We start from the raw sequence: 22,536 nt of genomic DNA on the forward strand, positions 1-22,536 counted from the left end.
GACGTTGAATCGTGGAGAACCTGATCGCGCTGCTCGTCGCGGCGCCTCTGCTCGGAGCGGCGGTCCTGCTCTGCGGCGGCCGGCGGCTGGACCGGGCCGGACACTGGCTCGGCACCCTGCTCGCCGCTGCGTCGTTCGTCATCGGTGTGGTGCTCTTCCTCGACATGCTGGGGAAGGGCGCGGAGGACCGGGCACTGCACCAGAAGCTGTTCAGCTGGATTCCGGTCGAGGGCTTCCAGGCCGATGTGGCCTTCCAGCTCGACCAGCTGTCGATGACGTTCGTGCTGCTGATCACCGGTGTGGGCACCCTGATCCACATCTACTCGATCGGCTACATGGAGCACGACGAGCGCCGGCGCCGCTTCTTCGGCTATCTGAACCTGTTCCTCGCGGCGATGCTGATCCTGGTCATCGCCGACAACTACCTGCTGCTGTACGTCGGGTGGGAGGGCGTCGGTCTGGCGTCGTACCTGCTCATCGGTTTCTGGCAGCACAAGCCCAGCGCGGCCACGGCCGCCAAGAAGGCGTTCCTGGTCAACCGGGTCGGCGACATGGGCCTGTCGATCGCGATCATGCTGATGTTCACCACCTTCGGCACCTTCGCCTTCGGCCCGGTCCTCGGGGCGACGGGCCAGACGAGCGAGGGCAAGCTGACGGCGATCGGCCTGATGCTGCTGCTCGCGGCCTGCGGCAAGTCGGCCCAGGTGCCGCTGCAGTCCTGGCTCGGTGACGCGATGGAGGGCCCGACCCCGGTCTCGGCCCTCATCCACGCCGCGACCATGGTGACCGCGGGTGTGTACCTCATCGTCAGGTCCGGCGCGATCTTCAACGCCGCGCCGGACGCGCAGCTGGTCGTCGTGGTCGTCGGAGCGGTCACGCTGCTCTTCGGTGCGATCGTCGGTTGCGCGAAGGACGACATCAAGAAGGCCCTCGCCGGGTCGACAATGTCGCAGATCGGCTACATGATCCTGGCCGCCGGGCTCGGCCCGATCGGCTACGTCTTCGCGATCATGCACCTGGTGACGCACGGCTTCTTCAAGGCCGGGCTCTTCCTCGGCGCCGGTTCGGTCATGCACGGCATGAACGACGAGGTCGACATGCGGAAGTTCGGCGGCCTGCGGAAGTACATGCCGGTCACCTTCATCACCTTCGGCCTCGGCTACCTCGCGATCATCGGCTTCCCCGGTCTGTCCGGCTTCTTCTCCAAGGACAAGATCATCGAGGCGGCCTTCGCCAAGGGCGGCACCGAGGGCTGGATCCTCGGCTCGGTGGCCCTGCTGGGCGCCGCGATCACCGCGTTCTACATGACGCGCGTGATGCTGCTGACGTTCTTCGGCGAGAAGCGCTGGCAGCCCGACGCCGAGGGCAACGAGCCGCATCCGCACGAGTCCCCGAAGTCGATGACCATCCCCATGATCGTCCTCGCGTTCGGTTCGGTCTTCGCCGGAGGCTTCTTCTCCATCGGCGACCGCTTCCTGAACTGGCTGGAGCCGGTCACCGGCCACAGCCACGGACACGCGCCGGTCAGCGCCACGACGGTCACCGCCGCCACCATGGTGGTCCTCGTCATCGGCGTCGCCATCGCCTGGGCCATGTACGGACGCAAGCCCGTTCCGGTCGTCGCCCCGCGCGGCTCGCTGCTCACCCGGGCCGCCCGCCGCGACCTCCTCCAGGACGACTTCAACCATGTGGTCCTGGTCCGCGGCGGCGAGCACCTCACCCGCTCCCTGGTGTACGTCGACCACACCCTGGTCGACGGCGTCGTCAACGGCACGGCGGCCACGATGGGCGGGCTCTCCGGCCGGCTGCGCAAGCTGCAGAACGGCTACGCCCGCTCCTACGCGGTCTCGATGTTCGGCGGTACGGCGGTTCTCATCGCCGCGACCCTGCTGATGAGGGCGGTCTGATCACCATGTCCTTTCCCCTCCTGACAGCGACGGCGGCGCTCCCCGCGATCGGCGCGGTCGCCACCGCCGCCGTCCCGGCCGCCCGGCGCACCACCGCCAAATGGCTGGCGCTGGCCTTCTCGCTGGCCACACTCGTACTGGCGGGCATCGCGCTCGCCCGCTTCGAGCCCGGTGGCGACCGCTACCAGCTCACCGAATCGCACGCCTGGATCAAGGACTTCGGCGTCCGGTACGAACTGGGCGTGGACGGCATCGGGGTGGCGCTCATGGCGCTCACCGCCCTGCTGATCCCCTTCGTCATCCTGGCCGGCTGGCACGACGCCGACCCCCTGGAGACGAAGTCCTCCCGCTGGCGCCCGACCCAGGGCTTCTTCGCCCTGATCCTGATGGTCGAAGCGATGGTGATCCTCTCCTTCGAGGCCACCGACGTCTTCCTCTTCTACATCCTCTTCGAAGCCATGCTCATCCCGATGTACTTCCTCATCGGCGGCTTCGGGGACCGGGCCCACACCGGCAGCGACGAGAACGCGGCGGCGCAACGCTCGTACGCCGCCGTCAAGTTCCTGCTCTACAACCTGGTCGGCGGGCTCATCATGCTGGCCGCCGTGATCGGGCTCTACGTCGTCGCGGGGACGTTCTCGCTCTCCGAGATCGCCGAGGCCCGCGCGAACGGCTCGCTCTCCATGGCGACCGGCACGGAGCGCTGGCTCTTCCTCGGGTTCTTCTTCGCCTTCGCGGTGAAGGCCCCGCTGTGGCCGCTGCACACCTGGCTGCCCAACGCGATGGGCGAGGCGACCTCCCCGGTCGCCGTCCTGATCACCGCGGTCGTCGACAAGGTCGGCACGTTCGCGATGCTCCGCTTCTGCCTCCAGCTCTTCCCGGAGGCCAGCAAGTGGGCGACGCCGGTGATCGTCGTCCTGGCGCTGATCAGCATCGTGTACGGGGCGCTGCTCGCCGTCGGCCAGCGCGACATCAAGCGCCTGATCGCCTACGCGTCGATCTCGCACTTCGGCTTCATCATCCTGGGCATCTTCGCGATGACCAGCCAGGGCCAGTCCGGCGCCACGCTCTACATGGTCAACCACGGCATCTCGACCGCCGCGCTGATGCTGGTGGCGGGCTTCCTGATCACCCGGCGCGGTTCGCGGCTCATCGCCGACTACGGCGGGGTGCAGAAGGTGGCGCCGGTTCTGGCCGGCACCTTCCTGATCGGAGGTCTGGCCACCCTGTCGCTGCCCGGACTCGCTCCGTTCGTCAGTGAGTTCCTGGTCCTGGTCGGCACGTTCAGCGCGTATCCGGCGGCGGGCATCATCGCCACGACCGGCATCGTGCTCGCCGCGCTCTACGTCCTCGTCCTCTACCAGCGGACGATGACCGGCCCGGTGAAGGCCGAGGTCCAGGGCATGGCGGACCTCAAGGTCCGGGAGCTGGTGGTGGTCCTCCCGCTGATCGCGCTGCTGCTCTTCCTGGGTGTCTATCCGAAGCCGCTGACGGAGATCGTCAACCCGGCGGTGCAGCACACCATGTCGGACGTCCAGAAGAAGGACCCCCAGCCTGAGGTGGAGGCCGCCAAGTGAGCGCAACAGCTGTCCACAGCTTGTGGACAACGGCGGGCGGGGTGACATCGGCCGCCCCGGTCGAGAAGTTCAAGGCGCCGGTCATCGAGTACACCCAGCTGGCCCCGGTCCTCATCGTGATCGGTGTCGCCGTCGTGGGCGTACTCGTCGAGGCCTTCGTGCCGCGCCGGGCCCGTTATTACACGCAGGTCTTCCTCACGGTCGTCGCCCTCGCCGCCGCGTTCGCCGCGGTCGTCGGACTGGCGGCCGGCGGATACGGAACGACGAAGGCGCACATCGCCGCGATGGGCGCCATCGCGATCGACGGGCCGACGCTGTTCCTGCAAGGAACCATCCTGCTGACCTCGCTGGTCGCCGTCTTCACCTTCGCCGAGCGGCGGCTCGACCCCGCCTCGCACGGCAACCACGTGGACTCCTTCGCCGCCCAGGCCGCCTCGGTCCCCGGCAGCGACAGCGAGAAGGCGGCGGTCAAGGCCGGATTCACCACCACCGAGGTCTTCCCGCTGGTCCTCTTCTCGGTGGCCGGCATGCTCGTCTTCCCCGCGGCCAACGATCTGCTGACGCTCTTCGTGGCCCTGGAGGTCTTCTCCCTCCCGCTCTACCTCCTGTGCGCCGTCGCCCGCCGCAAGCGGCTGATGTCGCAGGAGGCCGCGGTGAAGTACTTCCTGCTCGGCGCCTTCTCCTCGGCGTTCCTGCTCTTCGGGATCGCCCTGCTCTACGGGTACGCGGGCTCCGTCTCGTACGCGGCGATCGCGAACGTGGTCGACGGCTCCGTCACCCAGATCGACCCGGCACTCGCCGACACCATGGGCAACGACGCGCTGCTGCTGATCGGCGGCGCGATGATCCTGACCGGCCTGCTCTTCAAGGTCGGCGCCGTCCCGTTCCACATGTGGACCCCGGACGTCTACCAGGGCGCCCCGACCCCGGTCACCGGCTTCATGGCCGCGGCCACCAAGGTCGCCGCGTTCGGCGCGCTGCTGCGCCTGCTGTACGTGGTGCTGCCGGGCCTCGCCTGGGACTGGCGACCGGTCATGTGGGCCGTCGCGATCATCACGATGCTGGGCGGTGCGATCGTCGCCATCACCCAGACCGACATCAAGCGGCTGCTGGCCTACTCCTCGATCGCCCACGCCGGATTCATCCTCGCCGGTGTGATCGCGACGACCCCGGACGGCATCTCGTCGGTCCTCTTCTACCTGGGCGCGTACTCCTTCGTGACGGTCGGCGCGTTCGCCGTCGTCACCCTGGTGCGCGACGCGGGCGGCGAGGCCACGCACCTGTCGAAGTGGGCCGGGCTCGGCCGGCGCTCGCCGCTGGTCGCCGCGGTCTTCGCGGTGTTCCTGCTGGCCTTCGCCGGTATCCCGCTCACCTCCGGCTTCTCCGGGAAGTTCGCGGTCTTCAAGGCCGCGGCGGACGGCGGCGCGGGCGGACTGGTCGTGGTCGGTGTGATCTCCTCGGCGATCGCCGCGTTCTTCTACATCCGGGTCATCGTGCTGATGTTCTTCAGCGAGCCGAAGGCGGACGGCCCCACGGTCGCCGTCCCGTCCCCGCTGACGATGACGACGATCGCGGTCGGTGTCGCGGTCACGCTGGTGCTGGGCCTGGCCCCGCAGTACTTCCTGGACCTGGCGAGCCAGGCCGGAGTGTTCGTGAGGTAGCGCACACGCCACACAGCTGGGACCCCGCCGGACGGGCTTGAGAAGTCAAGCCCGTCCGGCGTTGTCGTATGCGGCGCCTATCGTGGCAGGGGACGGCGGCACCACGGACGAAAAAGCGGGACGGACCCGGGGGAAAGAGCGATGGGCACGACGGGCGGGACCATGGATGTGACCGAGAGCGACGCGCGGCGGACGCTGCACAAGGTGTTCGGATACGAGGCGTTCCGCGGCGAGCAGGAAGCGATCGTCGACCATGTGGTGGCCGGCGGCGACGCCGTCGTGCTCATGCCGACCGGTGGCGGCAAGTCCCTCTGCTACCAGATCCCGGCCCTGGTCAGAGCGGGCACGGGCATCGTCATCTCCCCCCTGATCGCCCTCATGCAGGACCAGGTGGACGCGCTGCGGGCGCTCGGGGTCCGGGCCGGCTTCGTCAACTCCACGCAGGACTTCGACGAGCGCCGCTCGATGGAGGCCCAGTTCCTCGCCGGTGAGCTCGATCTGCTCTACCTGGCCCCGGAGCGGCTCCGGCTGGACTCCACGCTCGCGCTGCTCTCGCGCGGGGAGATCTCCGTCTTCGCGATCGACGAGGCGCACTGTGTGGCCCAGTGGGGTCACGACTTCCGCCCGGACTATCTGACCCTCTCCGTCCTCGGCGAGCGCTGGCCCGACGTACCGCGCATCGCCCTGACGGCGACCGCGACCGACGCCACGCACCAGGAGATCACCCAGCGTCTGGGCATGCCCGACGCCAAGCACTTCGTCGCCAGCTTCGACCGGCCCAACATCCAGTACCGGATCGTGCCGAAGGCCGACCCGAAGAAGCAGCTGCTCTCCTTCCTCAAGGAGGAGCACGCCGGGGACGCGGGCATCGTCTACTGCCTCTCGCGCAACTCGACGGAGAAGACCGCCGAGTACCTCTGCCGCAACGGCATCGAGGCCGTCCCGTACCACGCGGGGCTCGACGCGGGCACGCGCGCCGTCCACCAGTCCCGGTTCCTGCGCGAGGAGGGGCTGGTCGTCGTCGCGACCATCGCCTTCGGCATGGGCATCGACAAGCCCGACGTCCGCTTCGTCGCCCACCTCGACCTGCCGAAATCCGTCGAGGGCTACTACCAGGAGACCGGCCGCGCCGGCCGTGACGGACAGCCGTCCACGGCCTGGATGGCGTACGGCCTCCAGGACGTCGTCCAGCAGCGCAAGCTCATCCAGGGCGGCGAGGGCGACGAGGCCTTCCGCCGCCGCGCGGCCTCCCACCTGGACTCGATGCTGGCCCTGTGCGAGACGGTCCGGTGCCGCCGCGCCCAGCTGCTGACGTACTTCGGCCAGGAGCCCACCACCGCGGACTGCGGCAACTGCGACACCTGCCTCACCCCGCCCGAGAGCTGGGACGGCACGGTGGCCGCGCAGAAGCTGCTGTCGACCGTGGTGCGGCTGAAGCGGGAGCGTGGGCAGAAGTTCGGCGCGGGCCAGATCATCGACATCCTGCTCGGCCGCAGGACCGCCAAGGTCATCCAGTTCGACCACGACCAGCTCTCGGTCTTCGGCATCGGCGAGGAGCTGTCCGAGGCCGAATGGCGCGGAGCCGTACGGCAGTTGCTCGCCCAGGGGCTGCTCGCCGTCGAGGGCGAGTACGGCACGCTGGTGCTCACGGAGGAGAGCGGCTCGGTGCTCGGCCGGCAGCGCGAGGTACTGCTGCGCAAGGAGGCGCCGAAGCCCGCGTCGCGCTCCACGAAGGCCGAACGCAAGCCGAAGTCGCAGGCGGCCGCCGCCGAGCTGGCCCCCGAGGCCGTCCCGGTCTTCGAGGCGCTGCGGGCCTGGCGGGGTGCCCAGGCCAAGGAGCAGGGCGTCCCGGCGTACGTCATCTTCCACGACGCGACGCTGCGCGAGATCGCCACGGTGCGACCGGACTCGGTGTCCGCGCTGAGCGGGATCAGCGGCCTGGGCGAGAAGAAGCTGGCGACGTACGGGGAGGGGGTGCTGGAAGTGCTCGCGACGTTCGGGGAGGCGGGCCCGACGGCGGAGACCCCGGCGCGCGAAGCCGTCCCCGCACCGGCCCCGGCAGCACCGGCGGCCCCCGAAGCGGACCCGGAGTTCGGCTGGGACGAGGAGCCGCCCGAGTACGAGTGAGTACGGGAGCCGGGCGGTGCCGCGGACCTGCCTACTGCGGGTCCGCAGCCCGGCGGCGCGCGGTGATCGCGGTGAGGTCGAGATCGACCGGGAAGGGTACGGAGACCTTCATCCGGTCGTGGAAGATCCCGGTGGAGGTGTAGGCCCCGGTCGACGGCTCCAGCTCGAAGACATGGACCACCGCCCTGCCGTCGTGGTTCTCCACCCGCCAGTAGTGCGGGATCTTCGCCCGCGCGTACTTCACGGGCTTGGTCTCCCGGTCCCGGGTCAGGGACTCGGGGGAGACGACCTCGATGGCCAGCCGGACGGACCCGGCGGGGAAACGGGTCTGGTTCGGGTCCTGGATGATCTCGCCGTCCACGACGATCACATCGGGTTCGGGCCGGTTGTAGCGGTCGATGTCGATGGTGAACTCGCGCACGACTTCAAGGTCATTCGGCGCCAGCGACTGTAGCTGCCATGCGAAAAAGCTGACCGCCCGCGAGTGGAAGAGGGTCTGCGGACCGACGAAGACGAGGCTCCCGTCGATCAGCTCCGTGTGCGGAGGAAGATTCGGGAGTGTGTCCAGGTCATCGGCGGTCCAGCCGCCCACGGGCGGAACCGCCCACCGCGGCTCGGGGGCCTCGGGTCCGACGCTCATCAGTGCCCCCATGGCGCAGAGTCTCGCGGGACTTTCCAGCGTATCCGCCAGGAACAGGACATGGCTCCCCCGAACGTGTGAACGCCTCACACGTTGCCGACCAGCGGACTTTCCCGCCCCGATCAGTCGCTCCCGGAGGACCCGCCCCCGCCGCTGATGTGGCTTCTTCGGTTCCGGTTCGCCCGGTCCTGGCGGACGTTCCGGTACACCGCGTATGCGGTCCACTCCTCGTCCACCAGGCCGCGCATCGCCCAGCGGTCCCGCAGGCCGCCCCGGGCCACCGCGCCCGCCAGGCCGACCGCCGAGACCAGGGCGGCCAGGGTCCGTCCGCGCGGGTCCGGGAAACCGGCGGCCTCGGCGGCCGCGAAGCGGTCGCGGACGGCGAGCGACAGGGCCGGGTCCGCCGCCGGGTGCCGGTGGTAGGGCAGCAGCCCGAGGAAGCGGTGGGTCTCCCTGCGCAGGACGGAGCGGCGCACCAGGTGTTCCAGGCAGAGCTCCTGGACGTGACGGCCGGTCCGCCGGACCCACCGCCGGGTGTCGACGCCGCCCGCGAGCCCGCCCGTGCCCGGGTCCGACAGGCTCCCCAGGACCTGGGCGAGCAGCGGGTCCGGGGGAGCGAGCGGGCTCACCACTCGTATCCTGCCGTGCTGTCCGGTGACCCGGCCCTGGAGCTCCAGTTCCCTCAGGACCGCGCCCGCCGTCCCGTACTCCAGGAAACGGCCTGAGCAGTCCGGCTTGCCGCGCCGCGGGTCCAGCGCGAGCAGCAGTAGTTCCTCGGGGAGCGTGAGCTCCGGGGCGGGCGGGGTCATGAGGCGGGCACGATCCGTCCGGTGACCTCGCCGAGGCCGACCCGGGTGCCGTCCGGGCCCGGGGCCCAGGCGGTCATCGTCACCGTGTCGCCGTCCTCCAGGAAGGCGCGCTTGCCGTCCGGGAGGTCCAGCGGGTCGCGGCCGTTCCAGGTCAGCTCCAGGAGGGAGCCGCGCTGGCCGGGTTCGGCGCCGCTGACCGTGCCGGAGCCGTACAGATCGCCGGTGCGCAGCGACGCGCCGTTCACCGTCATCTGGGCCAGCATCTGGGCCGCCGTCCAGTACATCGTGGCGAACGGCGGCTCGGCCACCACGTGGCCGTTGATCGCGACGGAGATCCGCAGGTCGAGGCCGCCGGCCTCCTCCTCGTCGGCGTCCTCCAGATAGGGCAGCAGCGGGAAGTCGCGGGCCGGGGGAGCGGTACGGGCCGACTCCAGGGCCTCCAGCGGTGTCACCCAGGCCGATACGGAGGTGGCGAAGGACTTGCCGAGGAACGGGCCGAGCGGGACGTACTCCCAGGCCTGGATGTCCCGTGCCGACCAGTCGTTGAGCAGGCAGAGCCCGAAGACGTGGTCGCGGAAGCCGGCGAGCGGGACCGGGCGGCCCTGCTCGGAGCCCACGCCGACGACGAAGCCGACCTCGGCCTCGATGTCCAGCTTCACGGAGGGGCCGAAGACCGGCGCCGGGTCGGTGGGCGCCTTGCGCTGGCCGGACGGGCGCACCACGTCCGTGCCCGAGACCACGACGGTGCCGGACCGGCCGTGGTAACCGATCGGGAGGTGCTTCCAGTTGGGCGTCAGCGCCTCGGCGTTCGGCCGGAAGATCTGCCCGACGTTGGTGGCGTGGTTCTCGCTCGCGTAGAAGTCGACGTAGTCCGCGACCGCGTACGGCAGATGGAGCGTCACGGAGTCGACCGGGTGCAGCAGCGGTTCGATGTCGGCGCGGTGCGCCGGGACCGTCACCCACGCGGTCAGCGCCCGCCGGACGTCGCGCCACGCGGTGCGGCCCGCCGAGAGCAGCGCGGTCAGGTCCGGTTGCGCGAGGAGCTGCGCGTAGGGGGAGCCGAGCGCGTGTGCCGCGGCTCCGGCGTCCAGTACGTGGTTGCCGATGCGGACGCCGACCCGGCGGTCCTCGGGGTGGTCGGGGGTGGAGAACACTCCGTAGGGAAGGTTGTGCGGACCGAAGGGGTCGCCCTCGGTCGGATCGAGCGGGCTGCTCTGCTCGGGCATGTGTTGCTGCCTCGCTTTCCAGGTCGCTTGGGGGACACGTTACGTCGATGCCACCCGCTCGCGGGAGTGTCCCAACCGCCCCTGATGCCCGGAAGGTTCCGCCGTGCCCCGGGTGTGCGGGGCACGGCGGTGGGTTCGGTTCAGCCCGCCGTGCGCGGGATCCGCTTCTCCCAGGTGCGGTGGAAGACGACCTCGCCGCCCTCCTTGCAGACCACCTCGTCGGAGGTGATGAAGTCGCTGTCGTCCGCACTGATCTCGGAGCGTGTCTCGATCCGTACGTCCCACGCCAGCTCCGGCCGGTGCAGCCGGATCGCCCAGTCGGAGCGGGTGCGTGCGGAGAGCGGGTCGTTCTCCTGGACCGTGTACGTCTCCAGGGCGTCCTCGGTGAACTCCAGGCCGTCCGGGTAGACCCGGGTGCCGCCGTAGCGCGGGTCGACCTCCAGCCGCCATTCGCCCTTGGCGACATCGCGGACCACCAGCCGCTCCGGGCGCTGTTCGTCGAGGGTCACCGGGTACACGACGCCGAGCGGCTCCGACTGCTCCGGCTCCTCGAACCGGATCGCGGGCTCCTCGACGGAGCGGCGCACCGGCAGTTCGACCAGGCTGCCGTCGGCGTCCAGGACGAAGCCCACCGACCCGGCCTGCGGCCAGATCCACGGCCAGTACGAGGAGGAGACCGCGAGCCTGATCCGGTGGCCGGGCGGGAAGGTGTGCCCGATGCCGTTCAGCTCGAAGGTGACGTCCTCGGTGCCGCCCACCGGCCAGTCGTCCGCGCGGTCGCGGCCACCCCGGGCGGAGAGGTTGAGCGCCCCCCGGGTGACCAGGGTGGAGGAGCCGTCCGGCGCGACGTCGCAGAGCCGGGCGATCGCCTGGCCGCGCGGCACGTCCATCCGGATCCGCAGCTTCACCCGGGGGCGGCCGAGGATCTCGATCGGGGCGTTCTCGACCGGGAATTCGAAGCAGACCGACTTGGCGTCCTCGTCGCGCTGGTCGGGCGGCAGGTCGGCGTCGTTGCCGAACGGGAAGAACCGCCCGGCGTCCAGCCCCGTCTGCTGCGGCGAGTCGACGATCTGCGGGCCGCCCCCGAGGGCGTACGCGACCGGTGTGACGTTCGGGGACGGCCAGCTGTGCTCGCCGGTCCAGCGGCCGGGCAGCGTCTCGTACACCGTGGCGGGGCGGTGCGACGCACTGATCCAGGACCGCAGCAGCGGCTCGGACATGACGCCGGTGTCCTTGTCCTTCAGGTGCTGGTCCCACCAGCGCAGCGTCTCCTGGAGGAAGCCGATCGACGGCCCCGGCGGAAGCCCGCGGTCCGGGTACTGGTGCGACCACGGCCCGATCAGCCCGCGGACCCGGTCCGACGGCAGGTGCTCGACGAGCCGCAGGACGGTGTCGCGGTACGGGTCGTGCCAGCCGCCCACCGCGAGGACCTTCGCCCGGATCGCGGAGTAGTCCTCGCAGACGCTGCCGTGCTTCCAGTAGTCGTCGCGGGTCTGGTGCGCCAGCCAGGTGTGGATGAACGGCTCGACCTTCTCCAGCCGTTCGAGCCACATGTCCTTCCAGCCCTCGCCGACCTGCGCCGGGTCCGGCGGCCGGGAGACGAAGGCCAGCATGGTCGCCGCCCAGGCGTGCATGTCGACGGCGAGGACCGAGCCGCCCATGTAGTGGACGTCGTTGTCGTAGCGGTCGTCGGTCGAGCAGACGGTGACGATCGCCTTCAGCGGCTCGGGGGCCAGCGCGGCGATCTGGAGCGAGTTGAAGCCGCCCCAGGAGATGCCGAACATGCCGACCCGGCCGGAGCACCACGGCTGCTCGGCCAGCCAGTGGATGACGGCGACGCCGTCGGCCAGCTCCGTCGCGTCGTACTCGTCGCCCGGCAGCCCCTCGCTGTTGCCGTGTCCGCGTACGTCCACCCGGACGGAGGCGTAGCCGTGGCCCGCGTACCAGGGGTGGCGCTGCCAGTCCCGCGGCGCCGTCCAGTCGCTCAGCCGGTAGGGCAGGTATTCGAGCAGGGCGGGCACCGGTTCGTCGGTGACGGGCCGCCAGATCCGGGCGTAGAGCCGGGTGCCGTCCGGCAGCGGAATGCGGACGTCCTCATGGGTGGTCTCGTACGGGAATGTGGTGCGGATGTGCATGGTGGTACCTCAGTGGACGGGGTGCATGGTGCGTTTGAGCCAGGGTGCGGCGGCGATCACGGCCACACCGGCCACCACCGCGATCGCGCCATTGACACCGAAGTAGGCGGGGTTGGAGACCTCGCCGTACAGCTTCACGACCTGTGCCTGGATGCCGTTGGCGAGGGCCAGTGAGAGGAACCAGAGCGCCATCGTCTGGCTGGCGAACGCCTTGGGGGCGAGCTTGGTGGTCGCGGACATGCCGGAGGTCTCCAGCAGGATGTCGCCGAGGCCGAGCAGCAGGTACGAGCCGACGATCCACCAGGCGGCCATCTTGTAGGTGTCGCCGGAGTGCCCGGACGTCGGCAGCACCATCAGCAGGAAGGACAGTCCGCCGAGGATCACCCCGATCGCGATCTTGTTGGAGGCGTGCGGCTGACGCGGTCCCATCCGGGCCCAGACGGTCGCGACCACCGGGGCGAGCGCGACCTCGAAGGCGCCGAGCGCGGAGGCGTACCAGCTCGCCGGGAAGTGGAAGCCGAAGATCTCGGTACGGGCGTTGGTCGACGCGAGCAGCATCATCGTCGAGTACGCCTGGAACAGGATGAAGTTGAAGACCACGGAGGCCAGGAACAGCACCACGTACGGGCGCAGCCTGCCGCGTTCCTCCGGGGTGACCCGGGGGCTGCGGAACATCACCACGAAGTAGACGACCGGTGCGATCACCGAGATCAGGGTGAGCAGGTCGACGAAGCGGTTCATGGTCAGCCAGCCGGCCAGGGCGAGCGCGGTGGCGACCGCGGCGACCACGACGGCGCCGGCCACGATCAGCCGAACGGCGCGGCGCATGGGTGCCGGTGCCAGCGCGAATTCGGCGCTGTGCTTTCGCCCGGCCAGGTGACGCCGGCCCAGCACGTACTGGATCAGACCGAGGGTCATGCCGAAGGCCGCGGCCGAGAAGCCCCAGTGCCAGCTCGCGTGGTCCCCGAGCCAGCCGGTGACCAGCGGGCCGAGGAACGCCCCGATGTTGATGCCCATGTAGTAGAGCGCGAAGCCGGCGTCGCGGCGCTCGTCGGCGGTGCGGTAGAGCTTGCCGACCATGGTCGCCACATTCGGCTTGAGCAGACCGGTCCCGGCGCTGATCAGACCGAGGCCGACCCAGGTCATGGTGTCGGTGGGCACCGCCATGGCGTAATGCCCGCAGGCGATGAGGATTCCGCCGTACAGGACGGCGCGGTACGAGCCGAGGATCCGGTCGGCCAGCCAGCCGCCGGCGACGGAGACCAGGTAGACGAGGGTGCCGTAGGCGGCCGAGACCGATGCCGCGGTGCCCGCTTCCATGCCCATCCCGCCGCGGGCGACCGTGTCCGCGAAGTAGAGGACCAGGATCGCCTGCATGCCCAGGAACGAGAAGCGTTCCCAGACCTCCAGGCCGGACAGGGTCATCAGCCCTCGTGGCTGGCCGAAAAATGCATGGTCGTCTTCGGGCGGCGGCTGACTCGGTTCGGTGTCGGTGGCCGTGTGGGACAAAGGGAGAACTCCTGATCGTATGAGCTGATCCCGAACATACCGGCGGTGGCGGGAAGGCGCCCACGGTGATCCAAAGGGGACCGGATACGCTGACTTGAGTGAGGACAGCGACACATCGACATTCCGTGTGATCGTCAGCAGACAGGAGATCCCCTCGTGACCGTCGTCGGGCCGTTCGGGCTGAGCGTGCGGGACCAGGCACTTGAGGCCGATGTCCAGGCCGGGTTGGCTGCTGTCGAGTCCGGGCTGCTCGATGCCACCAAGAGCGGCGTGCCCTTCATCACGGAGGCCGCGCAGCATCTCGTACGCGCAGGGGGCAAGCGTTTCCGGCCGCTGCTGGCGATGCTGGCCGCCCGGTTCGGCGACCCGGACGCGCCGGGCGTGGTGCCCGCGGCCGTCGTCGTCGAGCTGACGCACCTCGCGACGCTCTACCACGACGACGTGATGGACGAGGCGGACGTGCGCCGCGGCGTGGACAGCGCCAACAGCCGCTGGGGCAACTCGGTGGCCGTGCTGACCGGTGACTTCCTCTTCGCCCGCGCCTCGCACATACTGGCCGACCTCGGCCCGGAGGCCGTACGCATCCAGGCGGAGGCGTTCGAGCGCCTGGTCACCGGCCAGATCCTGGAGACCGCGGGGCCGGGCGACGGCCGCGACCCGGTCGAGCACTACCTCGAAGTGATGCGCGGCAAGACCGGCTCGCTGATCGCGGTGGCCTGCCGGTTCGGCGCGATGATGGCCGGCGCGGACGAGTCGGCGGTCGACATCCTCACCCAGTACGGGGAGCGGCTCGGCGTCGCCTTCCAGCTCGCCGACGACGTGCTCGACATCGCGTCCGACTCCCACGAGTCCGGCAAGACCCCGGGCACCGATCTGCGCGAGGGCATCCCCACGCTCCCCGTGCTCCACCTGCGGGCGCAGGCGGAGGCCGACGGGAAGCCGGACGACCTGGCGCTCGTCGAGCTGCTCGACGGCGACCTCAGCGACGACGCCCGGCACGCCGAGGCGCTGCGCAGGCTGCGCGCCCACCCGGCGCTGGAGCAGGCCAGGCGGGACACCGTCCGGTACGCGGAGGAGGCGCGCGCCACGCTGACGCCGCTGCCCGAGGGGTACGCGAAGGCCGCGCTGCGGGAGTTGTGCGACGCGGTGGTGCACCGCGCGGGCTGAGCCTTCCCCGTGGCGTCCCCTACTGGACGGGGGCGCGAACGCCGTGCGGTGTCATACCGAAGAGGTACGCGGAGTTGATCCCGGGGGCTGACGCCTTCGTGCCCCCGGTTTGGTCAGATGGAGAACAACCACTCCTGACCAAACCGGGTGAGAATGGCGGCACGGAGTGGACGAGTGCAACCGGACGGAAGCCGCCGACCACGGAGGTAGGGCACACATGGCACCGAACGACAGCGCAGGGACCGACGGCGTGACCAGGGGCACCGCCGCGGGCCGCCGCAAGGCGGCGCGCTACATCGTCCCGGTCGCGGTCGCGGGAGTCGCGGCCGCGACGATCGGGCTCGTCCCGGCGCTCGCGAGCTCCGGCGACCCCGATCTGCCGAAGATCAGCGCACAGGAACTCATCGAGAAGATCGCCGCTTCGGACACCGAGCAGCTCTCCGGCACGGTGAAGATCAGCACGGACTTCGGCCTCCCGTCGCTCGGCGGCCTGGCCGAGTCCTTCACCCAGGGCGGCGCGGGCGGCAAGGGCGGTTCGAGCGCCGACCCGCAGGAGCGGATGACGGAGCTGGCCTCCGGCACGCACACCCTCCGGGTGGCCGCCGACGGCCCCGACAAGCAGCGGCTGTCGATCCTGGACGACGCGTCCGAGTACAGCCTGATCCGCAACGGCGATCAGGTCTGGGCGTACGACAGCAAGTCCGACCAGGCCTACCACGCCACCGAGGACCGGGCCAGCAAGGAGGCCGGGAAGAAGTCCGGGCACGCCGTTCCCGAGGGTGTGCCCACCACCCCGAAGGCCCTTGCCGAGCAGGTGCTGAAGGCCGCCGGGCCCACCACGTCGGTGACGGTCGACGGCACCGCGCAGGTCGCCGGACGCGACGCGTACAAGCTGGTCGTCAAGCCGAAGCAGAGCGGCTCCACGATCGGTTCGGTCACGGTCGCGGTCGACGCGGAGAACGGTGTGCCGCTGAAGTTCACGCTGCTTGCCAGCAGCGGCGGCAAGGCCGTCGTCGACGCCGGCTTCACCAAGGTCGACTTCTCGAAGCCGGACGCCTCCTCGTTCACCTTCACCCCGCCCAAGGGCACCGAGGTGACCGAGGCCGACGACGCGAAGGCGCAGCACAAGAACGACAAGGGCCTCGACGGCCTGATCCCGGGCGCCGGAGAACTGGGCGCCGGCGGCCAGGACGGCAAGGACACCAAGGTCATAGGCGAGGGCTGGAACGCCATCGCCGAGATCACGACCCCGGGTGGCACCGGCCTCCCCTCGAAGGCATCGGGCGACGTCCCGGCCGAGGCGCAGCAGTTCCTGGACGCGCTGGGCGACAAGGTCACCGGCAAGTTCGGCTCGGGCACGGTCTTCAAGACCCGCCTGGTCAACGCCCTGATGACGGACGACGGCAAGGTGTACGTCGGCGCGGTCACCAAGGACGCGCTGGTCCGGGCGGCGAACAACGCCTCCTGACGCCGGGGCGCGCCGCGCTTCCCGCACCGCTCACCCGCCCCGCCGTACGCTCCGTACGGCGGGGCGGTCCGCCCTGGGGCCCGTCCGGCGGACAGGCCCTGGCCGACCCATGGGGAGTACGCATGACAGAGTCCGGGACCGCCGTCGAGCCGGCGCCGGTCACCGAACCGGGAGCCGTGATCGAGACCCGGGGCCTCACCAAGCGCTACCGAGGCGGCCAGCTCGCCGTCGACGGCCTCGACCTCAGCGTCCCCGCCGGCAGCGTCTTCGGGTTCCTCGGCCCCAACGGCTCGGGCAAGACCACCACCATCCGCATGCTGATGGGCCTGATCGAGGCGACCTCCGGCACCGCGCGACTGCTGGGCCACACCATGCCGGGCGCCGCCCGCACCGTGCTCCCACAGGTCGGCGCGCTGATCGAGGGGCCCGCGCTGTACGGCTTCCTGAGCGGCCGGGACAACCTGCTGCGCTACGACTCCGCCGACCCCACCGCCGATCCGCGCACCCGCCGGGCCCGGGTGGGGCAGGCCCTGGACCGGGTCGGGCTGGCCGCGGCGGCCGGGAAGAAGGCCCGGGCGTACTCGCTCGGCATGAAGCAGCGCCTGGGCCTCGCCGCCGCCCTGCTCCAGCCGCGCCGCCTGCTCGTCCTCGACGAGCCGACCAACGGCCTGGACCCGCAGGGCATGCGGGAGATCCGCACCCTGGTCAGGGAACTGGCGGCGGACGGCACCACCGTCTTCCTCTCCTCGCACCTCCTCGACGAGATCGAGCAGGTCTGCACGCACGCCGCGGTGATGGCCAGGGGCCGGCTGATCACCCAGGGCCCGGTGGCGGAACTGGCCGCGGGCGCCCGAGGCCGGCTGGCGGTCACCACCCCCGACCCGGGAGAGGCCGCCCGGGTCCTCAAGGAGCTCGGCGTCACCGGGATCGCGGTCGACGGCGACCGGGTGAGCGCCGAGACCCCGCCGGGCGACGTGGAGCTCGCCGATCTCAGCGCCGCGCTGGTGCACGCCGGCGTACGCCTGAGGTCCTTCGGCGTCCAGCGGGCCTCGCTGGAGGACGCCTTCGTCGCACTCACCGGAGAGGGTTTCGATGTCGCAGGCTGAAACCGCAGTCACCGGGGCGGGCCGGGCACCGAGCCCGCTGTGGACCTTCGGGATCCTCCGCTCCGAACTGACCACCACACTCCGCCGCTGGCGCACCCTCGCGCTGCTCGGGGTGCTGGCCGCCGTGCCCGTGCTGATCGGCATCGCGGTGCGGATCGAGACGGGCGACGGCTCCTCGCCCGGACCGGGCGGCGGCGGGGGAGGCCCGGCGTTCCTCTCCCAGGTCACCAACAACGGCCTCTTCCTGGTCTTCGCCGCCCTCGCCGTGACGCTCCCGGTCTTCCTGCCGATGGCCGTCGGCGTCGTCGCGGGCGACTCGGTCGCGGGCGAGGCCAACGCGGGAACGCTGCGCTACCTGCTGGTCGCCCCGGCCGGCCGTACCAGGCTGCTGCTGACGAAGTACGCCTCGGTGCTGGCGTTCTGCCTGGTCGCGACCCTGGTCGTGGCGCTTTCCGCGCTCGCCGTGGGCGCGCTGCTCTTCCCCGTCGGCGAGGTCACCACCATCTCGGGGACGCGGATCGGCTTCGGCGAGGGACTGCTGCGCGCCGGGCTGATCGCGGTGGTGGTCGCGGCGTCACTGATCGGGTTCGCGGCGGTCGGCCTGTTCGTCTCGACCCTCACCAGCAGCGGCATCGCGGCCATGGCCGCCACCGTCGGACTGCTGATCACCGTGCAGATCGTGGACGGAATCCCGCAGTTGAGCGCGGTGCACCCGTATCTCTTCCCGCACTACTGGATGTCGTACGCGGATCTGCTGCGCGACCCGGTCTATTGGGACGAAGTGGTCAAGAACCTGGGGCTTCAGGGCTTGTACGCGGTGGTGTTCGGCTCGGCGGCCTGGGCCCGGTTCACGGCGAAGGACATCACCGCCTGACGCACGGGTTGTCCGACGCACGGGGTGCAACGCCCCCTCGCGCCGTCGGCCGGGCGAGCCGTCCCCCGATCGGCTCGTCGCGGCACGAACGGCACGAACGGTGCGAATTGCAGGAACGACACGACACGGCACGTTCCGTTTCCGCCTGCGTATTGTTCGACCTCTGGCGACAGGCTGTCAATAACGGCCGGTTCGAACCCGCCTATGCTCACCGAATGATCACATCGCAGAGTTCGCAGCGCCGCAGCGAGAGATCACGGAGGGCGACCCTGGAGGCCGCTCTCGAACTGTGCACGGAAAAGGGGTACGGCCGCGTCACGGTCGAGGCCATCGCGGCCAGAGCGGGCGTCAGCAAGAAGACGATCTACCGCTGGTGGCCGTCGAAGAGCGCGGTGATCCTGGAGGCCTTCACCGACGCGCTGGTCGGCACGACGCCGTTCGCCGATACCGGCGACATCGCCGCCGATCTGCGGGCCAATCTGGCGGGCGCGGTGAAGCTACTCAACACGCCGCCCTTCGGACCCGCGTACGCCGGGATCCTCTCCGAGATGCACCACGACGACGAACTCGCGCGGACCGTCCGGGCGAAGCTGGTCGACCCCCGCTTCGACGAGGCGGTCGCCCGCCTGCGCCGCGCCCAGGAGCTGGGGCAGATCCCGCCGGACGCCGATCTCCCGCTGGCCGTGGAGATGCTGTACGGCCCGGTGTACTACCGCCATGTCCTGCGCAAGCCGATCCAGGACGAGGAGGAGATCGCGGCACTGGTCGCGCATGCGCTGCGGGCGATCGGGGTGCCGCCGGAGCCGTGAGGCCGGGACGGCTGTCGGAGGGGCGTGCGAGCATGCGACGCATGGGAAACCTGTACGACTACTTCAGCGCACCGGACGACCCCACGGCCCTGGCGGCCTTCGGCCGGGGGATCGAGGAGGCCGGTCTCCCGCTGCTCCCGGTCAAGGGGATCGACCCGTACGTGCAGTTGGGCCAGGCCGAGAGCATGCTCACCGGCACGCCGTACGACGACGTCACCTCGCTCCCGCGCTTCAACCGGCTGCTCAGCTCCCCCGAGGACGAATCCCGCTGGCTGGTCACGCTCACCGACGGGCTGCGCGACGCGCTCGCGGCCGCGAGACCCGGCGGCTTCGCCGCGGTGGCCGCAACCTGGTCGCACATCGAGGAGTTCGGAGGCGATGTCCCGCCCGGCGAACTGGCCGACTTCCTCGCGAACCTGGCCGACCTGGCCGAGGAGGCGCGAGCCCGCCCCGAGCCGCACCGGTTGTACTGCCTGATGTCGCTCTGACACCCCGCCGGCCGATACGGACGACCCGGCCGGCACGGGCTGTTCAGCGGACGCGGGTGCTCAGCCGGTGCGGGCGGCTCGGCTGAACACCCGCTCCAGCACCTCCGCGACCCCGTCGCCCTCGTTCGACGACGTCACCTCGTCCGCCGCGGCCCGCAGCTCGGGATGGGCGTTGGCCATGGCCACGCCGTACCCGGCCGCCCGGAATATCGGCAGATCGTTGGGCATGTCCCCGAAGGCGATCGTGGAGTCCGCGGCCACGCCGAGGTAGTCGGCGGCCAGCGCGAGCCCGGTCCCCTTGTCGACGCCGTACGGCTGGAGTTCGACCGTGCCGGGGCCGGAGAGCGTGACGGTGGCGAGATCGCCGACGGCGTCCCGGGCCGCCCCGGCCAGCGCGTCGTCCCCGAGCTCCGGATGCCGGATGAGCACCTTCACCACGGGCGCGGACCACAACTCGTGACGGTGCCGGGTCCGTTGGGCGGGCAGCGTCGGATGGGGCATCGCGTACCCCGGCTCGATCAGGGTCCGCCCGTCCGCCCCGTCCTGGTCCACGGCCGCGAAGACCGGCCCCACCTGGGCCTCGATCTTGCCGAGCGCGGTGTCGGCGGCCTCCCGGTCCAGGGTGAGCGCGTGCACCAGCCGCCCGGACCCGGCGTCGTACAACTGGGTCCCCTGACCGCACACCGCCGGTCCCCGGTAGCCCAGTGCGGCGAACAGTCCGCGTATCCCGGGCACGGGACGCCCCGTGACCACGAGATGCCGGGCCCCGGCGCGGGCGGCCAGGGCGAGCGAGGCGCGGGTGCGGGGGCTCACGGTGTCGTCGCGGCGCAGCAGGGTGCCGTCCAGGTCGGTGGCGACGAGGGCATATGCGGGTGGGGTGGGCATGGCGCAAGCCTAAGAGCGCCCGCAGCACGGACGGGCGCGCGTTGACAGGCCCCCGTCGGGGTGCGTGTAATGAACCCGGTGTCGCGTGACGCCGGCCAAAGAGCAGTGGGCCGGCCGGTGCTCGGGCGAACACCCTTCACCGAGGGGCCCGTCATGAGTTCGTACTCCGCGCCCTGCATCTGACGCAGCCGCGACCGATGGTCGCACTCTTCTCTTCCGCATGCCCCGGCACCGTGCACCGTCATGGGCCGCGCATCGCGCTCACCCGTTCTCATGGAGACACAGAACGCATGCCCACACCTTTCGATCAGTCCGTCGTCGAGGAGTTCCGAGCCAACGCGGGGAAGGCCGGTGGTCCCTTCGAAGGCGCGGACCTGCTCCTGCTGACCACCACCGGCGCCAGGTCGGGGAAGGAGACCACCACGCCGCTCGGCCATGTCCGCCACGGCGACGCGCTGCTGGTCATCGGCTCCGACCCCGGCGCCCCGCGCCACCCCGACTGGTACCGCAACCTGCTCGCCCACCCCGTGGTCCGGGTGGAGCTCGGCACCCGTACGTTCCAGGCCCTCGCGGTCCCCGCGCAGGGGGCGCGGCGCGAGGAACTGTTCGCGCACGCCGTGAAGGCGGCGCCCGGTTACGCCGACTACCAGGCCCGTACCACCCGGCTCCTCCCGGTCGTGGTGCTGGAGCGCGCCGAGCCCGAGGGCTGGGAGCCGGCCCGCGAGGTCACCACCCTCGCCGGCAAGGTGATGGAGGTCCACACCTGGCTGCGGGGCCAGTTGAGGCAGGTGACGGCGGAGGTGGACGCCCACTTCGCCGCACGGGCCGCCCACCGGGGCCCCGGCGCTCCACCCGCTCCGGGCCTCGGGCTGCAGATCAGGCAGCGCTGCCTGGCGTTCTGCCAGTCGCTGGAGTTCCACCACACCAGCGAGGACGAGCACCTGTTCCCCGGCATCGCCCGGTATCACCCGCACCTGACGGACACCTTCGCCCGGCTCGCCGACGAACACCGCACGGTCGCCCGCATCCAGGGGGAGCTGGTGGCCCTGCTGGCGGACATCGGCATTACGGAGCCCGAGCGCTTCCACGTCGAGCTGGACAGGATGTCCACGGAGCTGAACGCACACCTCGACTACGAGGAGGAGCAGATCCTGCCCCTGCTGGCCGGTGTCCCGTGGCCTCCGGGCGCGGGCGGCAGCGCGAAGCCGACGACCGCTTAGCCGCAGAACGTGGAATCGGCTTCGCCGAGGACGACGCGCTCCGGGGAGCCGTGGGCCTTGACGTGCCGGCGCACGACGCACCGGAGACCGCCGCCGCCGGCCTCCGGGAATCCGGCGGACCGTCCCGGTACGAGCTCGGACGAGCCCGTACCGGGACGGCGGAATTCTGTTCCTAGTGGACCGAGACGGTGAACCAGGAGTCCGCCTTGGTGCCGTTCTGGTCGCTCGCGTTGACCTTGACGACGTTCTGGGCGCTTCCGCACCCGTGCGCATCTCCCCAGGTGACCTGAAGAATGCGATTCGCCGAGTTCGCAGTGGCTTGAATAATGGACTTCGACACCCTCAGGTCGGTGTCGGAGAAGGTGACGCAGTACTCGCCCGCATTGAGGCGCTTGACCGCCTCGATCCCCTTGGCGTTGTGGATGGTCCCATTGCTCTGGACCGTGGCGGCCGCCTGTGCGTACGGAGCCTTGACGTTGTCGGCGACCGCGTATGCGACACCCGCAGTGGCGCCCGCCAGCACGACACCGGCTGTGGCGAGAACGACAGGACGAGAATTCTTGCCCTTGAACATGGCTCTCCTTGACGCTTTCAAGCCCTGTGCCCGAAAGTGAGCGCAATTGAATAGCGGCCATCGGACGACGCTCAAGAGAAATACTGTCCCGCCACACCTTCGGGTCGGTCCCTGGGGGAATTCTCGGATAAGAAGACATCTCGTGATTGCGTATCTTCTTCCTGTCCCGGGGTGATCTCCCATGCCGCATGCCCCGCCTTCCCCGGAGAGCATCCGCGGCTTTCCGGCGGAGTCCGGGGCCACCTGGTGTGCGCGGGTCGGGAAGCAGCTTGAGCGGCTCCTCGAACCGGACCGAACCGAAGCGCTTCGAGCGGCGGGGCCACTCGGTCCGCGCATCCGGATGAGCGGTGCGGC

At 70.6% G+C, this 22,536-nt stretch carries 18 protein-coding genes; 11 read left to right on the top strand and 7 right to left on the bottom strand.

Going from position 1 to position 22,536, the window contains the following annotated elements; genetic code table 11:
* Positions 1-11 precede the first annotated feature (11 nt).
* From nuoL to recQ, 4 genes are all read left to right on the top strand, one after another.
* On the top strand, positions 12-1,907 hold the full coding sequence (nuoL, locus tag ACWCPY_RS00960; protein ID WP_451262189.1) for an NADH-quinone oxidoreductase subunit L: 1,896 nt from the start codon (positions 12-14) through the stop codon (positions 1,905-1,907).
* Positions 1,908-1,912: 5 nt separating this feature from the next.
* Positions 1,913-3,484 carry an NADH-quinone oxidoreductase subunit M gene (locus ACWCPY_RS00965; protein ID WP_451262190.1) on the top strand — a complete coding sequence of 524 codons (1,572 nt, stop codon included), beginning with the start codon at positions 1,913-1,915 and terminating at the stop codon, positions 3,482-3,484.
* A complete protein-coding gene (gene nuoN, locus ACWCPY_RS00970) occupies positions 3,481-5,145 on the top strand; it encodes an NADH-quinone oxidoreductase subunit NuoN (RefSeq protein ID WP_451262191.1) in 1,665 nt (554 codons plus the stop codon). The genes ACWCPY_RS00965 and nuoN overlap by 4 nt, the downstream gene beginning before the upstream one ends.
* A 141-nt stretch (positions 5,146-5,286) precedes the next feature.
* Positions 5,287-7,272, top strand: coding sequence for a DNA helicase RecQ (gene recQ / locus ACWCPY_RS00975; protein WP_451262192.1), 1,986 nt, complete (start codon positions 5,287-5,289; stop codon positions 7,270-7,272).
* Positions 7,273-7,303: 31 nt separating this feature from the next.
* Here recQ and ACWCPY_RS00980 read toward each other — a convergent pair whose 3' ends face one another.
* The 5 genes from ACWCPY_RS00980 to ACWCPY_RS01000 all read right to left on the bottom strand — a co-directional run bounded on the left by ACWCPY_RS00980 (position 7,304) and on the right by ACWCPY_RS01000 (position 13,591).
* Positions 7,304-7,912, bottom strand: coding sequence for a Uma2 family endonuclease (locus ACWCPY_RS00980; RefSeq protein ID WP_451262193.1), 609 nt, complete (start codon positions 7,910-7,912; stop codon positions 7,304-7,306).
* Positions 7,913-8,034: 122 nt separating this feature from the next.
* The gene (locus tag ACWCPY_RS00985) at positions 8,035-8,721 is read right to left on the bottom strand and encodes a GOLPH3/VPS74 family protein (RefSeq protein WP_451262194.1); all 687 of its coding nucleotides are present in this window, start codon (positions 8,719-8,721) and stop codon (positions 8,035-8,037) included.
* Positions 8,718-9,947, bottom strand: a complete 1,230-nt coding sequence (gene fahA, locus ACWCPY_RS00990; RefSeq protein WP_451262195.1) for a fumarylacetoacetase — start codon at positions 9,945-9,947, stop codon at positions 8,718-8,720. The genes ACWCPY_RS00985 and fahA overlap by 4 nt, the downstream gene beginning before the upstream one ends.
* Before the next feature lie 140 nt (positions 9,948-10,087).
* Positions 10,088-12,082 carry a CocE/NonD family hydrolase gene (locus tag ACWCPY_RS00995; RefSeq protein WP_451262196.1) on the bottom strand — a complete coding sequence of 665 codons (1,995 nt, stop codon included), beginning with the start codon at positions 12,080-12,082 and terminating at the stop codon, positions 10,088-10,090.
* A 9-nt stretch (positions 12,083-12,091) separates the two neighbouring features.
* Positions 12,092-13,591: a peptide MFS transporter gene (locus ACWCPY_RS01000; RefSeq protein WP_451262197.1), complete on the bottom strand. Its 1,500-nt coding sequence runs from the start codon at positions 13,589-13,591 to the stop codon at positions 12,092-12,094.
* Between the two features lie 156 nt (positions 13,592-13,747).
* On the opposite strand from ACWCPY_RS01000, the gene ACWCPY_RS01005 reads away from it, so the two are divergent.
* The 6 genes from ACWCPY_RS01005 to ACWCPY_RS01030 all read left to right on the top strand — a co-directional run bounded on the left by ACWCPY_RS01005 (position 13,748) and on the right by ACWCPY_RS01030 (position 19,503).
* The gene (locus ACWCPY_RS01005; RefSeq protein ID WP_451262198.1) at positions 13,748-14,758 is read left to right on the top strand and encodes a polyprenyl synthetase family protein; all 1,011 of its coding nucleotides are present in this window, start codon (positions 13,748-13,750) and stop codon (positions 14,756-14,758) included.
* A 217-nt stretch (positions 14,759-14,975) separates the two neighbouring features.
* Entirely contained in the window at positions 14,976-16,226 is a 1,251-nt protein-coding gene (locus tag ACWCPY_RS01010) for a LolA family protein (RefSeq protein WP_451262199.1), read from the top strand.
* Between the two features lie 122 nt (positions 16,227-16,348).
* A complete protein-coding gene (locus ACWCPY_RS01015) occupies positions 16,349-17,332 on the top strand; it encodes an ATP-binding cassette domain-containing protein (protein WP_451262200.1) in 984 nt (327 codons plus the stop codon).
* Positions 17,319-18,206 (top strand): ABC transporter permease, encoded by an 888-nt coding sequence (locus tag ACWCPY_RS01020; protein WP_451262201.1) that lies wholly within the window; start codon positions 17,319-17,321, stop codon positions 18,204-18,206. Before ACWCPY_RS01015 ends, ACWCPY_RS01020 begins: the two co-directional genes overlap by 14 nt.
* A gap of 215 nt (positions 18,207-18,421) precedes the next feature.
* Positions 18,422-19,015, top strand: coding sequence for a TetR/AcrR family transcriptional regulator (locus ACWCPY_RS01025; protein WP_451262202.1), 594 nt, complete (start codon positions 18,422-18,424; stop codon positions 19,013-19,015).
* A gap of 32 nt (positions 19,016-19,047) precedes the next feature.
* Complete coding sequence (locus ACWCPY_RS01030; RefSeq protein WP_451262203.1) at positions 19,048-19,503, top strand: hypothetical protein; 456 nt, start codon at positions 19,048-19,050, stop codon at positions 19,501-19,503.
* Positions 19,504-19,563: 60 nt separating this feature from the next.
* On the opposite strand, the gene ACWCPY_RS01035 is transcribed toward ACWCPY_RS01030, so the two are convergent.
* Positions 19,564-20,388: an HAD family hydrolase gene (locus ACWCPY_RS01035; RefSeq protein WP_451262204.1), complete on the bottom strand. Its 825-nt coding sequence runs from the start codon at positions 20,386-20,388 to the stop codon at positions 19,564-19,566.
* Between the two features lie 290 nt (positions 20,389-20,678).
* Between ACWCPY_RS01035 and ACWCPY_RS01040 the strand changes: the two genes are divergently transcribed.
* The gene (locus tag ACWCPY_RS01040) at positions 20,679-21,608 is read left to right on the top strand and encodes a nitroreductase/quinone reductase family protein (protein ID WP_451262205.1); all 930 of its coding nucleotides are present in this window, start codon (positions 20,679-20,681) and stop codon (positions 21,606-21,608) included.
* Between the two features lie 172 nt (positions 21,609-21,780).
* Here the strand turns inward: ACWCPY_RS01040 and ACWCPY_RS01045 are convergent, their stop codons facing one another.
* Complete coding sequence (locus ACWCPY_RS01045; RefSeq protein ID WP_451262206.1) at positions 21,781-22,182, bottom strand: hypothetical protein; 402 nt, start codon at positions 22,180-22,182, stop codon at positions 21,781-21,783.
* Between the last annotated feature and the right edge of the window lie 354 nt (positions 22,183-22,536).

The organism is Streptomyces sp. NPDC002403, from assembly GCF_053593015.1.

Excerpts from the sequence above, each read along its gene's own strand:
- ACWCPY_RS00980 (WP_451262193.1), bottom strand. The coding sequence starts at position 7,912 with ATGAGCGTCGGACCCGAGGCCCCCGAGCCGCGGTGGGCGGTTCCGCCC.
- ACWCPY_RS00995 (WP_451262196.1), bottom strand. The coding sequence starts at position 12,082 with ATGCACATCCGCACCACATTCCCGTACGAGACCACCCATGAGGACGTC.
- recQ (WP_451262192.1), top strand. The coding sequence starts at position 5,287 with ATGGGCACGACGGGCGGGACCATGGATGTGACCGAGAGCGACGCGCGG.
- ACWCPY_RS01010 (WP_451262199.1), top strand. The coding sequence starts at position 14,976 with ATGGCACCGAACGACAGCGCAGGGACCGACGGCGTGACCAGGGGCACC.
- ACWCPY_RS01030 (WP_451262203.1), top strand. The coding sequence starts at position 19,048 with ATGCGACGCATGGGAAACCTGTACGACTACTTCAGCGCACCGGACGAC.
- ACWCPY_RS00985 (WP_451262194.1), bottom strand. The coding sequence starts at position 8,721 with ATGACCCCGCCCGCCCCGGAGCTCACGCTCCCCGAGGAACTACTGCTG.
- ACWCPY_RS01020 (WP_451262201.1), top strand. The coding sequence starts at position 17,319 with ATGTCGCAGGCTGAAACCGCAGTCACCGGGGCGGGCCGGGCACCGAGC.
- ACWCPY_RS01040 (WP_451262205.1), top strand. The coding sequence starts at position 20,679 with ATGCCCACACCTTTCGATCAGTCCGTCGTCGAGGAGTTCCGAGCCAAC.
- ACWCPY_RS01025 (WP_451262202.1), top strand. The coding sequence starts at position 18,422 with ATGATCACATCGCAGAGTTCGCAGCGCCGCAGCGAGAGATCACGGAGG.
- fahA (WP_451262195.1), bottom strand. The coding sequence starts at position 9,947 with ATGCCCGAGCAGAGCAGCCCGCTCGATCCGACCGAGGGCGACCCCTTC.
- ACWCPY_RS01015 (WP_451262200.1), top strand. The coding sequence starts at position 16,349 with ATGACAGAGTCCGGGACCGCCGTCGAGCCGGCGCCGGTCACCGAACCG.
- ACWCPY_RS00965 (WP_451262190.1), top strand. The coding sequence starts at position 1,913 with ATGTCCTTTCCCCTCCTGACAGCGACGGCGGCGCTCCCCGCGATCGGC.
- ACWCPY_RS01035 (WP_451262204.1), bottom strand. The coding sequence starts at position 20,388 with ATGCCCACCCCACCCGCATATGCCCTCGTCGCCACCGACCTGGACGGC.
- ACWCPY_RS01045 (WP_451262206.1), bottom strand. The coding sequence starts at position 22,182 with ATGTTCAAGGGCAAGAATTCTCGTCCTGTCGTTCTCGCCACAGCCGGT.